16 protein-coding genes are annotated in these 17,074 nt (G+C 41.1%); 15 read left to right on the top strand and 1 reads right to left on the bottom strand.

All coding sequences use genetic code 11. From position 1 onward, the window contains the following. The first annotated feature begins 206 nt into the window (after positions 1–206). The 8 genes from BI198_RS11720 to BI198_RS11685 all read left to right on the top strand — a co-directional run bounded on the left by BI198_RS11720 (position 207) and on the right by BI198_RS11685 (position 7,426). A complete protein-coding gene (locus tag BI198_RS11720; RefSeq protein ID WP_070049712.1) occupies positions 207–515 on the top strand; it encodes an REDY-like protein HapK in 309 nt (102 codons plus the stop codon). 9 nt (positions 516–524) lie between these two features. Beyond that, a complete protein-coding gene (locus BI198_RS11715) occupies positions 525–1,367 on the top strand; it encodes an SDR family NAD(P)-dependent oxidoreductase (protein ID WP_070049711.1) in 843 nt (280 codons plus the stop codon). A 66-nt stretch (positions 1,368–1,433) separates the two neighbouring features. Then, complete coding sequence (locus BI198_RS11710) at positions 1,434–2,306, top strand: polysaccharide deacetylase family protein (RefSeq protein ID WP_070049710.1); 873 nt, start codon at positions 1,434–1,436, stop codon at positions 2,304–2,306. A 23-nt stretch (positions 2,307–2,329) separates the two neighbouring features. Continuing rightward, positions 2,330–3,145 (top strand): HpcH/HpaI aldolase/citrate lyase family protein, encoded by an 816-nt coding sequence (locus BI198_RS11705; RefSeq protein WP_070049709.1) that lies wholly within the window; start codon positions 2,330–2,332, stop codon positions 3,143–3,145. A 43-nt stretch (positions 3,146–3,188) separates the two neighbouring features. After that, positions 3,189–3,707, top strand: coding sequence for a MaoC family dehydratase (locus BI198_RS11700; protein WP_070049708.1), 519 nt, complete (start codon positions 3,189–3,191; stop codon positions 3,705–3,707). A gap of 25 nt (positions 3,708–3,732) precedes the next feature. Further along, a complete protein-coding gene (locus tag BI198_RS11695) occupies positions 3,733–4,908 on the top strand; it encodes an acyl-CoA dehydrogenase family protein (RefSeq protein ID WP_070049707.1) in 1,176 nt (391 codons plus the stop codon). A gap of 10 nt (positions 4,909–4,918) precedes the next feature. Then, positions 4,919–6,109, top strand: coding sequence for a CaiB/BaiF CoA transferase family protein (locus BI198_RS11690; RefSeq protein ID WP_070049706.1), 1,191 nt, complete (start codon positions 4,919–4,921; stop codon positions 6,107–6,109). A gap of 192 nt (positions 6,110–6,301) precedes the next feature. Next, positions 6,302–7,426: a CaiB/BaiF CoA transferase family protein gene (locus tag BI198_RS11685; protein WP_070049705.1), complete on the top strand. Its 1,125-nt coding sequence runs from the start codon at positions 6,302–6,304 to the stop codon at positions 7,424–7,426. Between the two features lie 121 nt (positions 7,427–7,547). Here the strand turns inward: BI198_RS11685 and BI198_RS11680 are convergent, their stop codons facing one another. Next, positions 7,548–8,249: a Crp/Fnr family transcriptional regulator gene (locus BI198_RS11680; protein ID WP_070049704.1), complete on the bottom strand. Its 702-nt coding sequence runs from the start codon at positions 8,247–8,249 to the stop codon at positions 7,548–7,550. 387 nt (positions 8,250–8,636) lie between these two features. Here BI198_RS11680 and BI198_RS11675 point away from each other — a divergent pair, with 387 nt between their 5' ends. From BI198_RS11675 to BI198_RS11645, 7 genes are all read left to right on the top strand, one after another. After that, positions 8,637–9,386, top strand: coding sequence for an electron transfer flavoprotein subunit beta/FixA family protein (locus BI198_RS11675; protein WP_070049703.1), 750 nt, complete (start codon positions 8,637–8,639; stop codon positions 9,384–9,386). Next, a complete protein-coding gene (locus BI198_RS11670) occupies positions 9,386–10,315 on the top strand; it encodes an electron transfer flavoprotein subunit alpha/FixB family protein (protein WP_070049702.1) in 930 nt (309 codons plus the stop codon). Before BI198_RS11675 ends, BI198_RS11670 begins: the two co-directional genes overlap by 1 nt. A gap of 337 nt (positions 10,316–10,652) precedes the next feature. Continuing rightward, positions 10,653–13,136 carry a TonB-dependent receptor gene (locus tag BI198_RS11665; protein WP_201243491.1) on the top strand — a complete coding sequence of 828 codons (2,484 nt, stop codon included), beginning with the start codon at positions 10,653–10,655 and terminating at the stop codon, positions 13,134–13,136. A gap of 351 nt (positions 13,137–13,487) precedes the next feature. After that, the gene (locus BI198_RS11660) at positions 13,488–14,378 is read left to right on the top strand and encodes a DUF1838 family protein (RefSeq protein WP_070049700.1); all 891 of its coding nucleotides are present in this window, start codon (positions 13,488–13,490) and stop codon (positions 14,376–14,378) included. Between the two features lie 47 nt (positions 14,379–14,425). After that, positions 14,426–15,931, top strand: a complete 1,506-nt coding sequence (locus BI198_RS11655; RefSeq protein ID WP_070049699.1) for an FAD-dependent oxidoreductase — start codon at positions 14,426–14,428, stop codon at positions 15,929–15,931. A 12-nt stretch (positions 15,932–15,943) separates the two neighbouring features. Next, the gene (locus BI198_RS11650; protein WP_070049698.1) at positions 15,944–16,168 is read left to right on the top strand and encodes a hypothetical protein; all 225 of its coding nucleotides are present in this window, start codon (positions 15,944–15,946) and stop codon (positions 16,166–16,168) included. A gap of 109 nt (positions 16,169–16,277) precedes the next feature. Next, a complete protein-coding gene (locus BI198_RS11645; protein WP_070049697.1) occupies positions 16,278–17,069 on the top strand; it encodes an SDR family NAD(P)-dependent oxidoreductase in 792 nt (263 codons plus the stop codon). Positions 17,070–17,074: the final 5 nt, after the last annotated feature.

Below are 17,074 nucleotides of genomic sequence, written 5' to 3'. Positions count from 1 at the left end.
TGCTGATTAAACAGCACTATGCAAAAAGCCCTTATAAGCCCTTATCAAATGTCAGAAAAAGCACAGTAGTCACTGTGCTTTTTTGTTTGAAACTTCTTCTTTAATTGCCAAATGTCAAACCTAGTCTTATTAGGCCATGATTTGATAGACAAACGACCACTAGCTGGTTAAATTTGTACGGACAAATAATTTTAACGGAGCTGAAGATGACGACCCTTGTTGTGCTATTCAATTTAAAATCAGACACCGACCAAGCCGCTTACGAGCAATGGGCCAAAACCACAGACATTCCGACAGCAGGTGGATTACCGTCTGTAGACAGATTTGAAGTGCTTAAAGCACAAGGCCTATTAATGAGCGATTCTCCCAGCCCGTATCAGTACGTTGAGCTTATTAAAGTTAATGATATGCAGCAGTTTGGCCAAGATGTGCAAAGTGACGTTATGCAAAAGGTAGCGGCACAATTTCAGAGCTTTGCTGATAATCCGCTGTTTATTCTCACTCAAGCGTTATAAGGAGTCGACATGGCATTGTATCCAGACTTAGCCGGAAAAGTCGCTGTTATCACTGGCGCAGGCCGGTTGCTTGGACTTGGTGAAGCGATGGCGAAACGTTTAGCAGCTGAAGGTTGCAAAGTGGTTATCACTGATGTTGGTCAATCAGAAGATAAACACTTACCTGCATCTGAGATTGGCACTAGCGCTGAAATGCAGCAAATCGTTAATGAGATCAAACAACAAGGCGGTGAAGCCAGTGCCTTTGCGTGTAACGTGCTTAAACCCGCAGATGTTGAAGCCGCGGTTGAATTCGCCGTTAGCCAATATGGCAAAGTCGATATTTGGATTAATAACGCCGGTATTGGTTATTTAATGAAGCCTATTTTAGACATGGATATCGACGAATGGGACGCGGTGTTAAACGTTAATCTACGAGGCAGCTTTTTAGGCATTAAATACGCAGCTAAGCAAATGGTTAAGCAAGGCCATGGTGGAAAAATCATCAACATTGGCTCACAAGCATCAAAATCAGCTTTTCCAGAAGCCTCTGCCTACACTACCTCTAAACATGGCATGACGGGATTAACCCGAGTCGCCTCATTAGAACTGGGTAAGCATGCCATTAACGTTAATCAAATTTGTCCAAACCATATCACCACCGGTTTAGGCGCTTGGCAAAATGCCCACTTTTCAGAAGTCACTGGCAAAGGCCATGACAAATATATGCAAGATATGAAAGATCGTATTCCGTTAGGTCGTCCAGGATTGCAAGAAGATATTGCTAAAGCCTGTGCATTTTTATGCTCTGAGCAATCTATATATATCACCGGCGAAGCGATGAACGTGTCTGGAGGCGAAGAGTATCACTAAAAAGTGTCTCTAAGCCAAATACGTTAAACCGAATTTAGATAAGTCATTTATTAAGTTGGAACCGTTATGAGTCAACAATATGCATGGCCAAAGCAAGCAAAATTAGCGCTTTCTATCGTTGTTAATGTCGAAGAAGGTTCTGAGTACAGCGTAAAAGACGGGGATCCAGGGATGGAACCTGTTGACGAGTTACAAGTGCATTTAAGAAAGCCAATTCGTAACTATGGCAACGAGTCTAACTATCAATACGGTATTAAAGAAGGTGGCCCGCGGATTATTGGTTTACTCGATAAATACAATATTCCAGCAACTTGGACTGCTGCTGCGTTAAGTTTAGAGCGCGCTCCGTATTTAGCTGAAGCCATTAAAAGACGCGGTGACGAAACCTGTTCTCACGGTTATCGCTGGATCCACCAATTTAGAATGAATGAAGCAGAAGAACGCGAATTTATTCAAAAAGCCGTAACCAGTATTGAAAGCACTACCGGTAAAAGACCTTTAGGTTGGTTATCGCGTTATTTATTAACTCCCAATACTCGCCGGTTATTACAAGAAGAAGGTTTTCTGTATCACATGGATGATTACAGTGCCGATGCCCCTTTTTGGGATGACGTTGAAGGCAGCGATAAGAAAATGATCATTGTGCCTTATGCGCTTGATTCTAATGATATGAAAATGTGGGTTGCACCATCATACACCCCAGAAGCATGGTTAAAGTACGCCAAAGATACCTTCGATACCTTATATGCCGAAGGTGCTGAGCAAACTCGGATGATGAGTTTAGGTTTGCACTTACGCATTATCGGTCGACCGGGTCGTATTTGGGCTTTGGAAGAATTTTTGCGCTATGTCAGCAGTAAATCAGATATTTGGTTTGCCACTCGGCAGCAAATAGCTGAGCACTTTGCTTCTCAGCCAATTCAAAAAACCAAAGCATAGTCATTCATAGAAGGACGTAAGTAATGAACGCAATTCGTTCTTTATTATTTGTACCGGGTTCACGTAGCGACAGGTTTGATAAAGCCTTAGCTGCAGGTGCAGATTTAATCTGTATTGATTTAGAAGACGCTGTATTGCCCGATCAAAAAGACAGCGCTCGGGCGGCTGTGCTTGATTATATCGCTAAAGGTAATAACCAAGTTTGTGTACGAATTAATCCGGTAAATACCGACGTAGGTCAGCAAGATTTAGCGGCTTTTAGTCAAAGTGATGTGGCTTATGTCATGTTGGCAAAATGTAGCTCTGCTGCTGATGTTAAGGCTGCAGAAACAGCCTTTGTTAATAATAACATCCAGCTAATAGCCTTAATCGAAAGCCTTGACGGCTTAACTAATGCGGTACAGATAGCTAAGTCTTCAACAAGACTGTCGGCACTGATGTTTGGTGGTGCTGATATGTCAGCCGAGTTGCGCTGTGACTTTAGTTACGAGCCATTACTTTTCGCTCGCAGCCAATTAGTTTTCGCTGCTGCGCAAGCCAACTTGCAGCTAATTGATGTGCCTTATATCAATATCAAAGATGAGGCAGGCTTAGTAGATGAAACCAAGCGGATTAAAGCCTTAGGTTATTCAGCAAAAGCCGCTATTCATCCAGTGCAAATTGTCACTATTCATCAGGTGCTAACTCCAACAGCTGAACAAGTCAGTTATGCCGAAAAAGTTATTGCTGCTTCAGACGCCGCCGGTGGTGGTGTGCTGGTAGTCGATGGCCGCATGATTGACCGGCCCATCGTTTTAGCATCACAACGCATATTACAAGTCGCTGCTTTGGCACATTAATTAGTATTAGTTTTTATAATTTAAAAATAGAGAGAATCTAATCATGGTACAGAACGTAAAAAAAATCAGTGAAAACCGTTATCGCGAAACTTTTGGCCGTTACTACGAAGATTTCGTAGTAGGTGATATTTATGAGCACCGTCCAGGTCGTACTATCACTAAAACCGATAATACTTGGTTTACCTTATTAACCATGAACACCCACCCAATGCATTTTGATGATGAATATGCAAAAGGCAGTGAGTTTGGTAAATGTATCGTGTGTTCGCCGTTAACCGTCGCGTTAATGGTGGGTATGAGTGTGACAGATGTTAGTCAAAAAGCCATTGCTAACCTGGGTTGGGATGAGATCAAAATGACTTACCCATTATTTGAAGACGATACCTTAACGGCTGAATCTGAAATATTAGAAAAACGCGAGTCTAAGTCACGTCCAGGTGCAGGCATCGTTGTAACCAAAAGTACCGGCTTTAACCAAGATGGCAAAATAGTGTGTACCTTTAAACGTACCATACTTATCGCTAAGCGTGGCCATTCTGTTGAAGACAAAGTTAATTACTAAAAGTTACTGACAAACGAGGTGAGCCATGGCTGATATTTGGACCAAAGAAGACGAGCAATCGATCTTAGATATGATTGATAAATGGGTTGAAAATGAAGTTCGACCTATTGCACAGGATCATGATCAAAATGATACCTACCCAACAGATTTAGTTGAGCAAATGAAAGGGCTAGGTCTGTTTGGTGCCACTATCAGCCAAGATTATGGTGGTTTAGGTTTACCAGCTGCAATTTACGCCAAAATAGTGATGAAAGTCTCTTCGGCTTGGATGGCACCAAGTGGGATTTTTAACTCACACTTAATCCAAGCTTCTGCGATTGAGCGCAGTGGCACTGATGCGCAAAAAGAGTATTTTTTACCTAAAATGGCCAGTGGTGAGTTACGTGGCGCTATTGCCTTAACTGAGCCAAATGCCGGTACTGATTTACAAGCAATTCGTAGTACTGCTGTGCGTGATGGTGACGATTATATTATTAATGGCAGTAAGACTTGGATTACTAACTCGTTACACGGCAACGTGTTAGCAGTATTAGTCAAAACCGATCCAAATGCTAAACCCGCACACCGAGGCACCAGTTTATTTATAGTCGAAACTAAAGATGAGCAAGGTAACTTTAAAGCAGGGATCACAGTTTCTAAATTGAAAAAGTTTGGCTATCGCTCTATTGATACCTGTGAAGTGATATTTGAAGATTTTAGAGTACCAGCGGCAAACTTAATTGGTGGCGATGAAGGTAAAGGCTTCATACAAGCTATTGGTGGTTTAGAGCTAGGACGTATTAATGTGGCAGCACGTGGTGCCGGTATTGCGTTAGGTGCGATGGAATTAGCAGTACGCTATGCCCAAGAGCGAGAAACCTTCGGTAAGCCAATTTGTCAGCATCAAGCTATTCAATTAAAGCTTGGCGAAATGGCAACAAAAGTTGAGGCTGCACGCTTATTAATTGAGCAAGCCGCGGCTAAATTTGATGCCGGTGAGCGTTGTGATATGGAAGCGGGTATGGCTAAGTATGCGGGTTCAGAAGCCGGTGTGTTTTGTGCCAATGAAGCTATGCGTATCTTTGGCGGTTACAGCTATTCAGTTGAATATGATATAGAGCGCTTTTATCGCGATGCCATGCTGATGTGTATTGGCGAAGGTACCAATGAAATGCAGCGCATTATCATTGCTAAACAACTCGTTGAACGCTACAAAATTTAATAGGTGAACCATGAAAACACTTCCACTAGAGGGAATTAGAATTATTGCCGTAGAGCAATATGGTGCTGGGCCCTATGGATCAATGTTTTTAGCTGATCTAGGTGCAGAAGTTATTAAAATTGAAAATCCTAAAATTGGTGGCGATGTATCTCGGCAAACCGGGCCATTTTTTTTAGGTGAAAATGATAGTTACTTCTTTCAAACCTTTAACTTAAATAAAAAAAGTTTAACTTTAGATCTTAAAAGTGACTCTGGTCGGGCTGTTTTTGAAAAGCTGGTTAAAACAGCTGATGCCGTGACCAACAATTTACGCGGTGATCAACCCGAAAAACTCGGCATTACTTATGATAAATTAAAACATATTAATCCGAAAATCGTTTGTGGCCACTTATCCGCTTATGGCCGCGATAATGACCGTGCTAGCTGGCCTGGCTACGATTATTTAATGCAAGCCGAAGCCGGCTTAATGTCGCTAACCGGTGAGCCCGATCAACCACCCGCACGCTTTGGTGTGTCGATGATTGACTTTATGACTGGTGCGGTGGCGTCATTAGGCTTAACGTCAGCGTTACTTGGTGCGCATCGCACAGGCCAAGGCCGAGATGTTGACGTGTCGTTATTCGATGTCGCCTTACACCAGTTGTCTTACCCAGCAACATGGTACTTTAACCAAGGCCATGTTACAGAGCGACTAGCCCGATCAGCACACCCGGCAACAGTGCCTTGTCAGCTATATAAAACCGCCGATGGTTATATATTCTTAATGGCGATGACAGATAAGTTTTGGCATGTACTGGTCGATTTATTGGATGACGCGACGTTAAAGCAAGAACGTTTTGCTACAGTCGCTCAGCGTCGTGACAATAGAGATTTACTCACCACCGAGATTGACCGTGCGCTTAGTGCGCATAATACCGATTATTGGTTAGAGCACCTTAAAGGCCAGATCCCTTGCGCGCCAGTGTTAGATTTGCCGCAAGCGTTACAAAATCCGTATATCCATGATATCGGTATGGTAAGAACCGTTAAGCATCCTGAAAAACATGACATGCAAGTTTTAGGCTGCCCAATAAAAGTAGACGGTCAACGTATGGCAGGTAAAGCGGCAGGTCCTATGGGGTGTGATACTAACGATTTGTTAGGTTCGCTAGGCTATAGTGCTGATGATATTGCCAATTTAAAGGCTGATGGCGCCATTTAGTCTGCCTATAAAAGTGCGTTTTTTTAACAGCGTAAAAGGCAGCTATTTAGCTGCCTTTTTTAACGGCGGCTAAGGACTGATATAGCAGTTATAGAGCACTTCTGTAGTACTTATATAGCACTGAAATAGTATTTATACCGCGCTTAAACCGAACTTATATAAAATATTTACAGCATGAATTAGGAAATTATTATGAAGCTACAAGGGATCCGAGTACTCGATTTATCACTGTTTTTACCGGGACCACACTTTAGCATGATGATGGCTGATCATGGTGCAGAGGTAGTGGCGTTAGAGCCTCCTTATGCCGAGCCTGTGCGAGCCGTTGGGCTAAAGCAAAACGGTCATTCAGTATGGTTTCGTAATGTATACCGTGGTAAAAAAAGTATTAACTTGGATCTAAAGTCCGCAACGGGTAAAGCTGATTTTCTTAAGCTGTGTCAGACGGCCGATGTAGTAATTGAAGCGTTTCGACCGGGCGTTATGCAGCGCTTGGGTTTAGATTACGATGTGGTTAAAACGGTTAACCCAGGCATTGTGTATTGTTCTATTTCTGCCTATGGCCAAACGGGCAGCAAGGCCTTAAAACCAGCACATGATCTTAGCATTCAAGCTGATTCTGGTGCGGTGTTTATTAATGAAGGCCAAGACGGTAAACCGGCAATGCCCGGTATGCCAGTAGCTGATATGGCAGGCAGCTTAATGGCGTTTTCGGGTGTGTTAATGGCGTTGTTAAAGAAACAACAAACCGGTAAAGGTGATTATCTCGATATTTCTATGCAAGATTCTTTAATCGCTTGGTACCCAAATGTTATGGGGCCTCCCTTCGTAGAAAATCGTTCGCCTGTGGTAAAACAAGAGCGTAGCTGGGGCGGGGCAGCATTTTATCAAATTTATGCAACGGCTGATCAGCATTATTTAACCTTAGGCGGCAGTGAAATTAAATTTGTTGAGAACCTGCTTAATGCACTGCAACGGCCAGATTTAATTGAGTTGTGTAAGCAACCTCCAGGTGAAGTGCAACAACCCGTAAAAGATTTCTTAGCCACAACCTTTGCCGCTAAACCCATGGCATATTGGCAAGCATTTTTAGCTGAAATCGATGTGTGTTGGTCACCGGTGCGCTCTCTTAACGAAGCGATACGTGACCCGCATTTACAACAAAGAGATATGTTATTGCAGGATGAGCAGGGAAGTTATCATCTAGGCATACCCATAAAATACCGTAACGAACCTGGCCAAGCTAACTTTAACTTACCAGAATTTGGTCAGCATACTAACGAAGTGTTGCAGCAGTGGGCTGTTAAAAAAAACTAAAAACACCAAGCATTTAGTAATCCAAGTAGGTCAATAAAAGCACTGCGTTAAAAGCATCGAGAACAATGACAGTTAAGGCATATTTAGCTGTCATTGTTTTGTTAATGTAAAAACAAACGAATTAATTATCGCCAAATTCGGCTAAAGCAACCGGATCTAACAATGTAATACTGTAATTACTTTCTATAGAAATTAAGCCTTTACTTTTAAGACTAGTAAAACCTCGGCTGGTGGTTTCTAGCGACATACCTAAGTAGTCGGCAATATCTTGTCTGCTCATAGGTAAAAAGAACTTCTTGGTACCATGGCCAATTCTTTTTTCCATATCTAATAAAAATAACGCTAATCGTTGGTGGGCGGTTTTTTGTCCCATGATAAACAATTGATCTAAAATATAATTTAATACCATATTGGTATATTCATGAAAACGCTTGGCAATTTGTGGGTGGCGTTCGAACACATTTTTTATTAAATCTTTGTTTATTTTCACTATGGTTGAATTCGAAACAGATTTAGCGCTAAAGGTATAAAACGAAAATTCAGATAAACCAATTAAATTACCGGTAAATAAAAAAGCAAAAACATGTCGCGAGCCTCTTGCAGTCGATCTTTCAAGCATGATGACGCCAGAAATTGGGATATAGACAAAATTGCTAGCATCACTCTCTTTAAAAAGATATGAGTTTGCTTCAACAGTAATTTCTTGTGCCATTGTGGCTAACTCATCAAGGAAATCTTGGCTGCCGTTTAAGTCTTGAAAATTTGAACCAAAACACGAAGCCAACGAAGTCTTAATTGAAACTTTAGATGTGTCTAACTTCATAATACTCTTATTTATAATAGTGTTAAGAGAAGCTTACTAATGAATAAATTAGCACTTATTGCTAAAACGCATTGTAGTAATACCCATACTGCTTGATGGACTTACTATGTACTTTAGATAAATTAAAAGCAACTTAAAGACTTATTATTGACTTAAAGCAAATGGCTTTTAAGCCTTAATTGTAGTTTAGCGGTAACTTAAGCCGCAAAGTATCAGCACAAATCCCAGGCAGTACTTAGGCATGAAATAAATGCTTTAAGCCCGCGCTTAAATTGACCAATGTCAAAAATGCTCTGGTCTAACAAGTATTTGTATTTTTGTTCATTTAACAGTTTGCTAGAATGTAATTTGTCTGGACAAATTAAGTTGGCAATTAATGAGGATTTTATGAAAATACTGGTTCCGGTTAAGCGAGTGATAGATTACAACGTGAAAATTCGGGTTAAAGCAGATCAGAGTGATGTTGAACTCAATAACGTTAAAATGGCCCTGAACCCTTTTTGTGAAATTGCCGTTGAAGAAGCCGTAAGATTAAAGGAAGCCGGTATTGCAACTGAAGTTATCGTTGTCTCTATCGGTTCAAATTTAGTTCAAGAACAAATTCGCACTGCGCTAGCTTTAGGTGCAGACAGAGGCATCCATATCAACACGGATCAAAAATTAGACTCTATCCATGTTGCACGTTTATTGAAAAAAGTTATTGAAACTGAGCAGCCCTCGTTAACTATTTTAGGTAAACAATCTATTGATGCTGATAATAATCAAACAGCGCAAATGTTAGCGGCCATGACCAATTATAGCCAAGGAACTTTTGCTTCTAAAGTCACTGTTGAAGCAGACAAAGTATTGGTTACTCGTGAGATTGACGCTGGCTTACAAACTATAGCGTTAACCTTACCCGCTATTATTTCAACTGATCTTAGATTAAATGAGCCGCGGTATGCGTCTTTACCAAATATTATGAAGGCTAAAAGAAAGCCCATAGATACTGTTGAAGCCAGCAGTTTTGAGGTGGATTTAAGTCCAAGCTTTGAGTTGATATCTGTTAGCGCTCCTGCACAACGTACTGGTGGCGTTAAGTTAGCTTCGGTAGCTGAGCTAGTTGAAAAATTAAAAAATGAAGCGAAGGTGATCTAATGAGTATTTTAGTAATAGCTGAATACAATGCAGAAATAGACTTATCTAATTTACGTAAATCGGTTAAAGCAGCCCAGCTTATAGGCTCGACTATCGATATTTTAGTTACTGGTGCTGACACCAGCGCTTTTGCTGCAGCGGCCAGCCATATTAACGGCGTCAATCAAGTTGTGGTGGTGAAAGATAGCGTTCTTGGCCAACCATTAGCTGAAAATCACGCCTTGGTTATTACTAAATTTAGTGCTGATTATGAGCACTTTATTTTCGCCGCTACCAGCTGGGGTAAAGATGTTGCTCCGCGAGTTGCCGGTAGTTTAGATGTAGCCCAGTTTTCAGATGTGATTGATATTGAAAGCGCAGATGTGTTTGTTAGGCCAATCTATGCCGGCAATGCTATGGCTAAAGTAAAAGCTTGTTGTGCGAAAAAAGTATTAACCATTAGAGGCACTGCCTTTTCTGAAGCCGAGTTAAGCGATACTGCAGCAGCAGTTACAGTACTAAAACAGAGTGCCGATGCTGGTTTATCTAGCTTTGTTAGCGAAGAATTATCAAAATCAGAACGGCCTTCCATCACCGCTGCCAGTATTATTATTTCCGGTGGTCGTGGTATGCAAAATGGTGAAAACTTTAGCATCCTCGAGCGTGTAGCAGATAAATTAGGTGCCGCTATTGGCGCGTCAAGAGCAGCTGTTGATGCCGGTTTTGTTCCTAACGATATGCAAATTGGCCAAACCGGAAAAGTTGTGGCGCCTAATTTATATATTGCTGTGGGCATATCGGGTGCTATTCAACATTTAGCCGGAATGAAAGATTCAAAAGTTATCGTGGCGATTAATAAAGACGAAGATGCACCTATTTTCCAAATAGCAGATTACGGTTTGGTAGGTGACTTATTCGATATTATGCCAGAGCTAGAAGCGGCACTTTAATTGTATAACGCAAATTTGGCTCATGTTTTATGCTGACTTGCACAGGCGCTTACCCAGTTGTTATCTTATAACTGGGTAAGATTGCTCTACGTTCTTAGTTAGAACTTCACTTTAACGTCACCCTCAAAGCTGCCCTAAAATCCATTCTCAATTCCCTATCAATACGCCTTTTTATTACTCTTTAAATAGTCAGTTTTCATACCTGTTTTGCTGACGTATTGTTTAATATTGCAGCGGCTTGACAAATGTCAACTAGAATTTTTCCATTGTATAAGATTTGCGTTATAACTAGCTTAAGAATTGTCCAGACATATTATAACAGCAACAGGTGATGCAAGTGAAAATAAATAAATTATATCTAGCAGTAATCACAGGGTGTTTAGGATTAACCAATACGGCACTTTATGCTCAAGAAGAGTTAACGGCTAAAGAAGTTACAGCAACAGAGCAAGAAATAGAAGTTATTCAGGTCACTACTCGGCGCCGAGTCGAGTCGTTAAATAAAGTGCCAGTAATGGTATCTGCGTTTAATAGTGAAATGCTGGAACAGCAAGGTATTCAGTCAATAGATGATATCGCGCGCTTTGCCCCAGGTTTAAGTTTCTCTAATGGCTTTGGCCGTACTGTTGAGCGGCCGGTCATTCGCGGCATGAGCAATATTTTAGCCGGCGTTCAGTTCGGTGTTGAATCAGGTGCCGCTTATTTTATTGATGGTGTGTACTATGCTGGCTCATCACAAAATATTGATATGTCGGATATTGCTCGGGTTGAGGTTATTAAAGGGCCGCAAAGCGCGCTGTATGGTCGAAACTCTTATTCTGGTGCCATTAACTTTATCACCAAAGGCCCAGATAGGCACGAATTTACCGGCCGAGTTAAAGCCTCCGCAGCCCAGCACAATGAGCATAATGTTCAGCTTTATATGAGCACACCATTAACGGATACCGTAGCGGCATCATTAGCCGTTCGTGATTTTAGTTACGGTGGCGAGTGGACAAACCAAGTTACTAATGAAACCATTGGCGATCAGTCATCACGTTCGTATACCTTAGTCGTAAACGCAGAGCCTACCGATGCGATGAATATAAGATGGCGGCTACAAAAAGCCAAAGATGATGATGGTACTAGGGCTTTCTTTTTACAATCAGCAGAAATGAATAACTGTGCCCCAGGTTACCGTTCATTAGCCTATTGGCCAGGCAGTAACTCAACTAATAATAATCAATATTTTTGTGGTGAGATTAAACCGGGCCAAATTGCCTTAAATGATGGTCCTAGTGCCAGTGGCCAGCCAATTGAAGTACCGGGAGTGCCAATTAATGGTCCATTGCAAGGCGGTACCTCTTCAGCGTTTTTCGGTAATGTCTATGACCTTAATGCTGGAACTCCTTTTAGTGGGGTATGGCGGGATCAATTAATCACTAGTGTTGCTGGTGATTATTTATTTGAATCCGGTTACCAAATTGATGCCGCTATTAGCTATCGTGATGACTCTTATCGGGCGGGGTCAGACGGCGACCATAGCTCTCTAAACTATACTTTTGCGCCAGGCACAAAAGCTCTATTAACAGATGCGTCACGAAAAGAAACCCAAGATAAATCAGTAGAAATTCAACTTCGCTCGCCGATGGCAGATTTTGAATGGATGATCGGCGGTTTTTTCTATCAGCAAGATGAAAAAGTGTATGAGTTGTTTTTTGGCAATGCCAGAGAAGGCATTCATACTGATACGTCAGACTTAACCAATAAAGCCATTTTTGGTTCGGTTGAATATAAATTTAGCGACAAGTTAACCGCCTCGCTAGAAATGCGTTGGTCTGAAGAAGAAAAAAATCTTACCCAATGGGATGCCGCAACCGGTGTGCAGAAGTATCAAGATAGCGGTACCTGGGATAACTTTACCCCACGATTAGCTGTTAACTATCAATGGTCAGATAAAACCATGTTGTTTGGTGTGCTGGCACAAGGTGTCAAACCGGGTGGCTTAAATGGTGCTGCAGGCTCCGCTGAAGGGATGCCAACCTATAAACAAGAAGATACCGATAGTTTTGAAGTTGGTATTAAAACAGTTCTAAATAAAAAAGTTAATTTGGCCGCGTCATTTTTTTATAACCAAATTAATAATATGCAAATGACAACCTCTGCAGTGAATCCAAATACTGCAACCACCTTGTCTATTGCAACCAATCAAGGCGAAGGTCGAGTGATGGGTGTTGAGCTTGATGCCGCCGTTAACTTTTCCGAACGACTAATAGGTCGCTTTAGTTACGCCTTAGCCGATACTGAATTTACCAAAAGTTGTGATGACTTTATGTGGACATTAACCAGTGGTGGCGGTGCCTTTAATGATCCAGCCAATGAAACTGGTGTTGATAAAACCGCTGATTTTGGTTTGCCAGGTAACCCAACATGTTCAGTATCAGGTAAAGAATTTCCTCTTACGTCTAAACATCAAGCGAGTATGTTTTTTGAATACCATAATCAAGTAAGTTCTAATATTGAAGGTTTTGTAAACTTTGATACCAGTTATGAATCGAAAAAATATGTCCAGCTTTATAACTTAGCTTATGTTCCTGCCGCCACTATAAGTTCTGCCCGCATTGGTATTAGAGCCGAAGAGTGGAGCCTAACGGCTTATGCGCGAAATTTGTTTGATGAAGACTCAGTTGTTATGGCCACGCGCTGGTTACAAACACCTTACTTTGCCGGTTTAAGTGCTAATAGTTCACCTACTGATGCTGACAAAGGACCACCGAGAGCTTTCTTTGGCTCACCACGTCGTGGTAGACAAGTAGGCGTAGAGTTTACCTATAATTTTTAATCCTACTTAAATCTAATAATTATTTAGCCTCAGTTATTGCTGAGGCTAAAAGAGAAAACATAACGAAAACTGTACTGATATTAAACAATAGCTAGGTAAAGAGGTGTGTGATATGACAGCGACCATTAGGATTACAATTGTTAATCATGAAGGTAGTGCAAATGCTGACAACAACGCAATTGTCATAACCACACTTAAAAAAAAAGAATTTCCCCGTTTGGTTAATTCTGCTCTATTTTAAATAATTTCTATATATTAGAGCTGCTTATATTAAATTTTAATATTATAGTTGCTTATGGAAGCTTTAATAAATTAATCATTTTTGCATTAAAACAGTTTAAAGGAAATGTCATGCGGTTTAAAAAATTAGTACTTATGGTTGCTTTATCAACACTCGCCTCATGCTCGCAAGCAGAACAAGATAAAAAGTTAGATTTAGCAAACTCGGATGATTCGTATAAAGCCATGTTAAGGGTTGTAGGAAACTTAGATGGTTCAGCCGTATTTAAAGACTGGGATGCGACTATTATGATGGTGCTGCCTGGTGAGAAACCTAAGCCAATTTTACGTACCATTGGCTATAACGCAGGGCGTATGATTGCCAAAGAAGATGGCAGTTATGAGTGGGTAACACGTGAAGTTTCATACTATGTTGATTTGCAAACCGGTGAAATTATTAATCAATGGCATAATCCGATTTCAAACAAAACGGTTTGTATCCTCGATGTAGTCAATGATCCAGTCAGTAATGCTTTCCCTTCGCCTGGTAGCAAGAACAATCCTTTTGCTGCATTTACCCAATTTGATGTCATGGGTGATGTCGCCGCCTTACGTTGGGATGTGCCGTTAAAATATCCTAATGCATTGCAACCCAAAGACCATCCTGCTGAATCTACCGGTGAAAACTATGTGGCTTCAGAGCACTTTATCTTCTTTGCTGATACCGACGATTTGCAACAAGTTGATAGCACTTCTACTAATACCCATTATTCATGGGCTAGAACAGGTCCTTGGTTACCTTGGATGGAACTAGGGCAAACAGAAGGCTATTTAATTTATAGCGGTCATGGCAATAAATACCATTCTTTTGCTGAGCTTTCTAGCCAGTTAAAAGAGTATACGTTAAAGCATTATCCTGAATTTACTGATGCGCCTACTAGTTTTTATCAGCCAAATGAAACCAGCTGGACTTACTATAAAAAACAAAAACAAGCGGGTAAGTTAAAAACGAATTGTAACTAAATATCTAGATTTACAAAAATTAATACTATGTAGTAGGAGTCACTTTAATGGCAAGTTTATTATCAGTAAAACAATGGGATTTAGAGACTGACGTCTTAATATTAGGTTTCGGTCTAGCAGGTGCTAGCGCAGCAATTGAAGCCTTAGATGCAGACCCAAATGTAAAAGTTACTATTTGTGAAAAAAATCCTGAAAAATATGCAGGCGGTAACTCCCGTGCTGCAGGGCAATCATTGTTAATCGCCAAAAATCCAACGGCACTTAAGGCTTATCAAAAGGCAATGAGCACATCGAATCCTATTCCTGAAGAAATGTTAGATGAATGGGCAATTCGTATGTCACAACTTGAACCTTGGATCCAAGCGCGAGCAGAAGAAGTAGGCTCGCAATATATTCGTGGCACAGGTTTCACCGAACGTGATGCGGTATTAGAGTTTCCAGAACTGGGTGCTGAAGAAGCGGTTACTTACACGGCAACTATTTTGCCTATTCCTGCAGGTGTGTGGCTAGCGTTTAAAAAGAACGTAGATAAACGAGCTGTGAATGTTTTATATAACTCACCGGTAAAAGATTTAATTCAAGATCCAGACACGCTTGAAGTATTTGGTGCCGTCATCGAGCAAGATGGGGTATTAAAAAACGTAAAAGCCAAGCGTGGCGTAGTAATGGCAGTTGGCGGTTTCGAAGCTAACTTAGATATGCAGCGCAATTACTGTGGTTATGAAGAGATCTTCCCATTAGGTAACCCAGCTAATACTGGCGATGGTATTCATATTTTACAAAAAGCCGGTGCCGATATGTGGCACATGCGTAACAAAGGGCAGTCTGGCGGTATTTGGCCTGGGTTACAGGTTCCAGGTTATAAAACTGTATTTTTGCGTAATTTATTTTGGCAAAGCTACAGCTGGGTGGAAATTGCCGCTGATAACAAGCGTTTTTACAATGAAACAGCTGAATTACAGTTAACGCATTATAAAGAAAAGAAACATAAGCATTGGGTAGATACACCGCATATTAATGCTGGCCCAATTCACATGATTTTTGATGAAACCACGCGTGAATATAACTGTTTAGCGTTAAAAGCCTTTACCTGGAATATTGCAGCAGAAAATCTTGACTGGAGCGATGATAACTTAGTTGAAATTGAGCAAGGCTTAATTGCTAAAGCCGACACAATTGAAGAGTTAGCGGTAAAAATTGGTCGCGACCCAGCAGAAGTAAGTGCTGAAATTCAAAAGTATAATGATGCCTGTGCCGCAGGAGAAGACAAAGAGTTCTCACGTATTCCTATTACATTGCAACCTATTATTAAAGCGCCATTTTATGGTGTGAAAATAGTGCCTGCAGTAGTGTGTACCGGGGGGGGTGGACGGCGCAATATAGAGTCTGAAGTGTTAAGTCCGGTCGGTAAACCAATTCCGCGCCTATATGAAGCGGGTGAGTTAGGCTCTATGTTCTCTAACTTGTATCAAAATGGTAGTTACCTGACAGAAGCGATGATCTCTGGTCGTGCAGCAGGTAAAAATGCTGCAAATCAAAACAGTTGGGATTAAAGGAAGTATTTTATGTTAGTTAAAACTGTCGCGATGAAAATGGGCGTACGCATAGAAAAAGCTGAAGCTGTCGATCAGTCGATAGTGTTACATGGCTTTGCCGGCACTATGCCCTGTGAAACAATTATTACTTCAGCTGAAGCAATACAAATTTTTAGAATGTGTTTCAAATGGAGCATTTTAAAAATATTGTTTAAATCTTTATTTTCAAAGAAAAATAAACCAGATGTAAAGTAGCGTAATACCATCGCTTCATTATTATAGGATAAAGCGATGGTTTATTTTTTTGTTTATATCATTGAAATTTATAGCTTTTATTGGCAACTGTTCACTTAGAGACTAAACTATGAATCATCTAAGCCCTCCTAATTTTAAACACCAAACAATTAAACCTAATTCAACATTGCTGGTTATTGGCGGTTGTGGCGGCATAGGTTTTGGCGTTGTAGAGCAAGCTTTAGCGCTAGGTGTGAAAGTTGTGGTTATGGATTTAGCGATAGCCGGAGCACAGCGCGACATTTCAGCAGTAAGCCATTTTATAGCCGTAGATCTACGTGATAAAACCAGCATTGTTGCTGCCTTTGCTATGGTAGAGAGCTTAGATATTACATTTGACAGTGTTGTGATTAGTTCAGGCTATACCTTAGGCTCTGAACCTATTAGTACGCTAGATATTGATAAATTTGATGACGTCATGTCGGGTAACTTACGTGGGCCAGTTATTGCTTTGCAGTATGTAAGTAAGTACTTATCACAACATGCTTCTATTGTGTTGTTATCCACTGCCATTGGCCAAATTGGTTCAGTAGGCTATGCCGCCTATGGCGCAGCTAAATCAGGGCTTAACGCAATAACTCGCATTCTGGCAGCCGAGCTATCGCCAGCACACAGAGTAAACGCAATAGCGCCAGGCGCTGTTGATACGGCTTTTATTCGCGGCGGTTACGCCTCGGGGGCTAAAGAGAGCGGCTCAGCACTACGGTTTAACGTTGAAGAATACAATAAAAAAATCCCTCTGGGCCGTATGGCTAATATTGACGATGTTATTGGACCAATATTATTTTTATTGTCTGATAGCGCTAGATACATCACAGGCCAAGTTATCCATGTTAATGGTGGCGGCTTAATGCGTGATTAGTGGAG

The organism is Rheinheimera salexigens (assembly GCF_001752395.1).
GTDB lineage: Bacteria > Pseudomonadota > Gammaproteobacteria > Enterobacterales > Alteromonadaceae > Alishewanella > Alishewanella salexigens.
This window is presented reverse-complemented; position numbering and strand designations above follow the sequence as displayed.

What these genes read in the sequence shown, in the direction of transcription:
- BI198_RS11695 (WP_070049707.1), top strand. Translation starts at nt 3,733, where the DNA reads ATGGCTGATATTTGGACCAAAGAAGACGAGCAATCGATCTTAGATATG.
- BI198_RS11715 (WP_070049711.1), top strand. Translation starts at nt 525, where the DNA reads ATGGCATTGTATCCAGACTTAGCCGGAAAAGTCGCTGTTATCACTGGC.
- BI198_RS11650 (WP_070049698.1), top strand. Translation starts at nt 15,944, where the DNA reads ATGTTAGTTAAAACTGTCGCGATGAAAATGGGCGTACGCATAGAAAAA.
- BI198_RS11675 (WP_070049703.1), top strand. Translation starts at nt 8,637, where the DNA reads ATGAAAATACTGGTTCCGGTTAAGCGAGTGATAGATTACAACGTGAAA.
- BI198_RS11655 (WP_070049699.1), top strand. Translation starts at nt 14,426, where the DNA reads ATGGCAAGTTTATTATCAGTAAAACAATGGGATTTAGAGACTGACGTC.
- BI198_RS11705 (WP_070049709.1), top strand. Translation starts at nt 2,330, where the DNA reads ATGAACGCAATTCGTTCTTTATTATTTGTACCGGGTTCACGTAGCGAC.
- BI198_RS11690 (WP_070049706.1), top strand. Translation starts at nt 4,919, where the DNA reads ATGAAAACACTTCCACTAGAGGGAATTAGAATTATTGCCGTAGAGCAA.
- BI198_RS11710 (WP_070049710.1), top strand. Translation starts at nt 1,434, where the DNA reads ATGAGTCAACAATATGCATGGCCAAAGCAAGCAAAATTAGCGCTTTCT.
- BI198_RS11660 (WP_070049700.1), top strand. Translation starts at nt 13,488, where the DNA reads ATGCGGTTTAAAAAATTAGTACTTATGGTTGCTTTATCAACACTCGCC.
- BI198_RS11720 (WP_070049712.1), top strand. Translation starts at nt 207, where the DNA reads ATGACGACCCTTGTTGTGCTATTCAATTTAAAATCAGACACCGACCAA.
- BI198_RS11680 (WP_070049704.1), bottom strand. Translation starts at nt 8,249, where the DNA reads ATGAAGTTAGACACATCTAAAGTTTCAATTAAGACTTCGTTGGCTTCG.
- BI198_RS11670 (WP_070049702.1), top strand. Translation starts at nt 9,386, where the DNA reads ATGAGTATTTTAGTAATAGCTGAATACAATGCAGAAATAGACTTATCT.
- BI198_RS11645 (WP_070049697.1), top strand. Translation starts at nt 16,278, where the DNA reads ATGAATCATCTAAGCCCTCCTAATTTTAAACACCAAACAATTAAACCT.
- BI198_RS11700 (WP_070049708.1), top strand. Translation starts at nt 3,189, where the DNA reads ATGGTACAGAACGTAAAAAAAATCAGTGAAAACCGTTATCGCGAAACT.
- BI198_RS11685 (WP_070049705.1), top strand. Translation starts at nt 6,302, where the DNA reads ATGAAGCTACAAGGGATCCGAGTACTCGATTTATCACTGTTTTTACCG.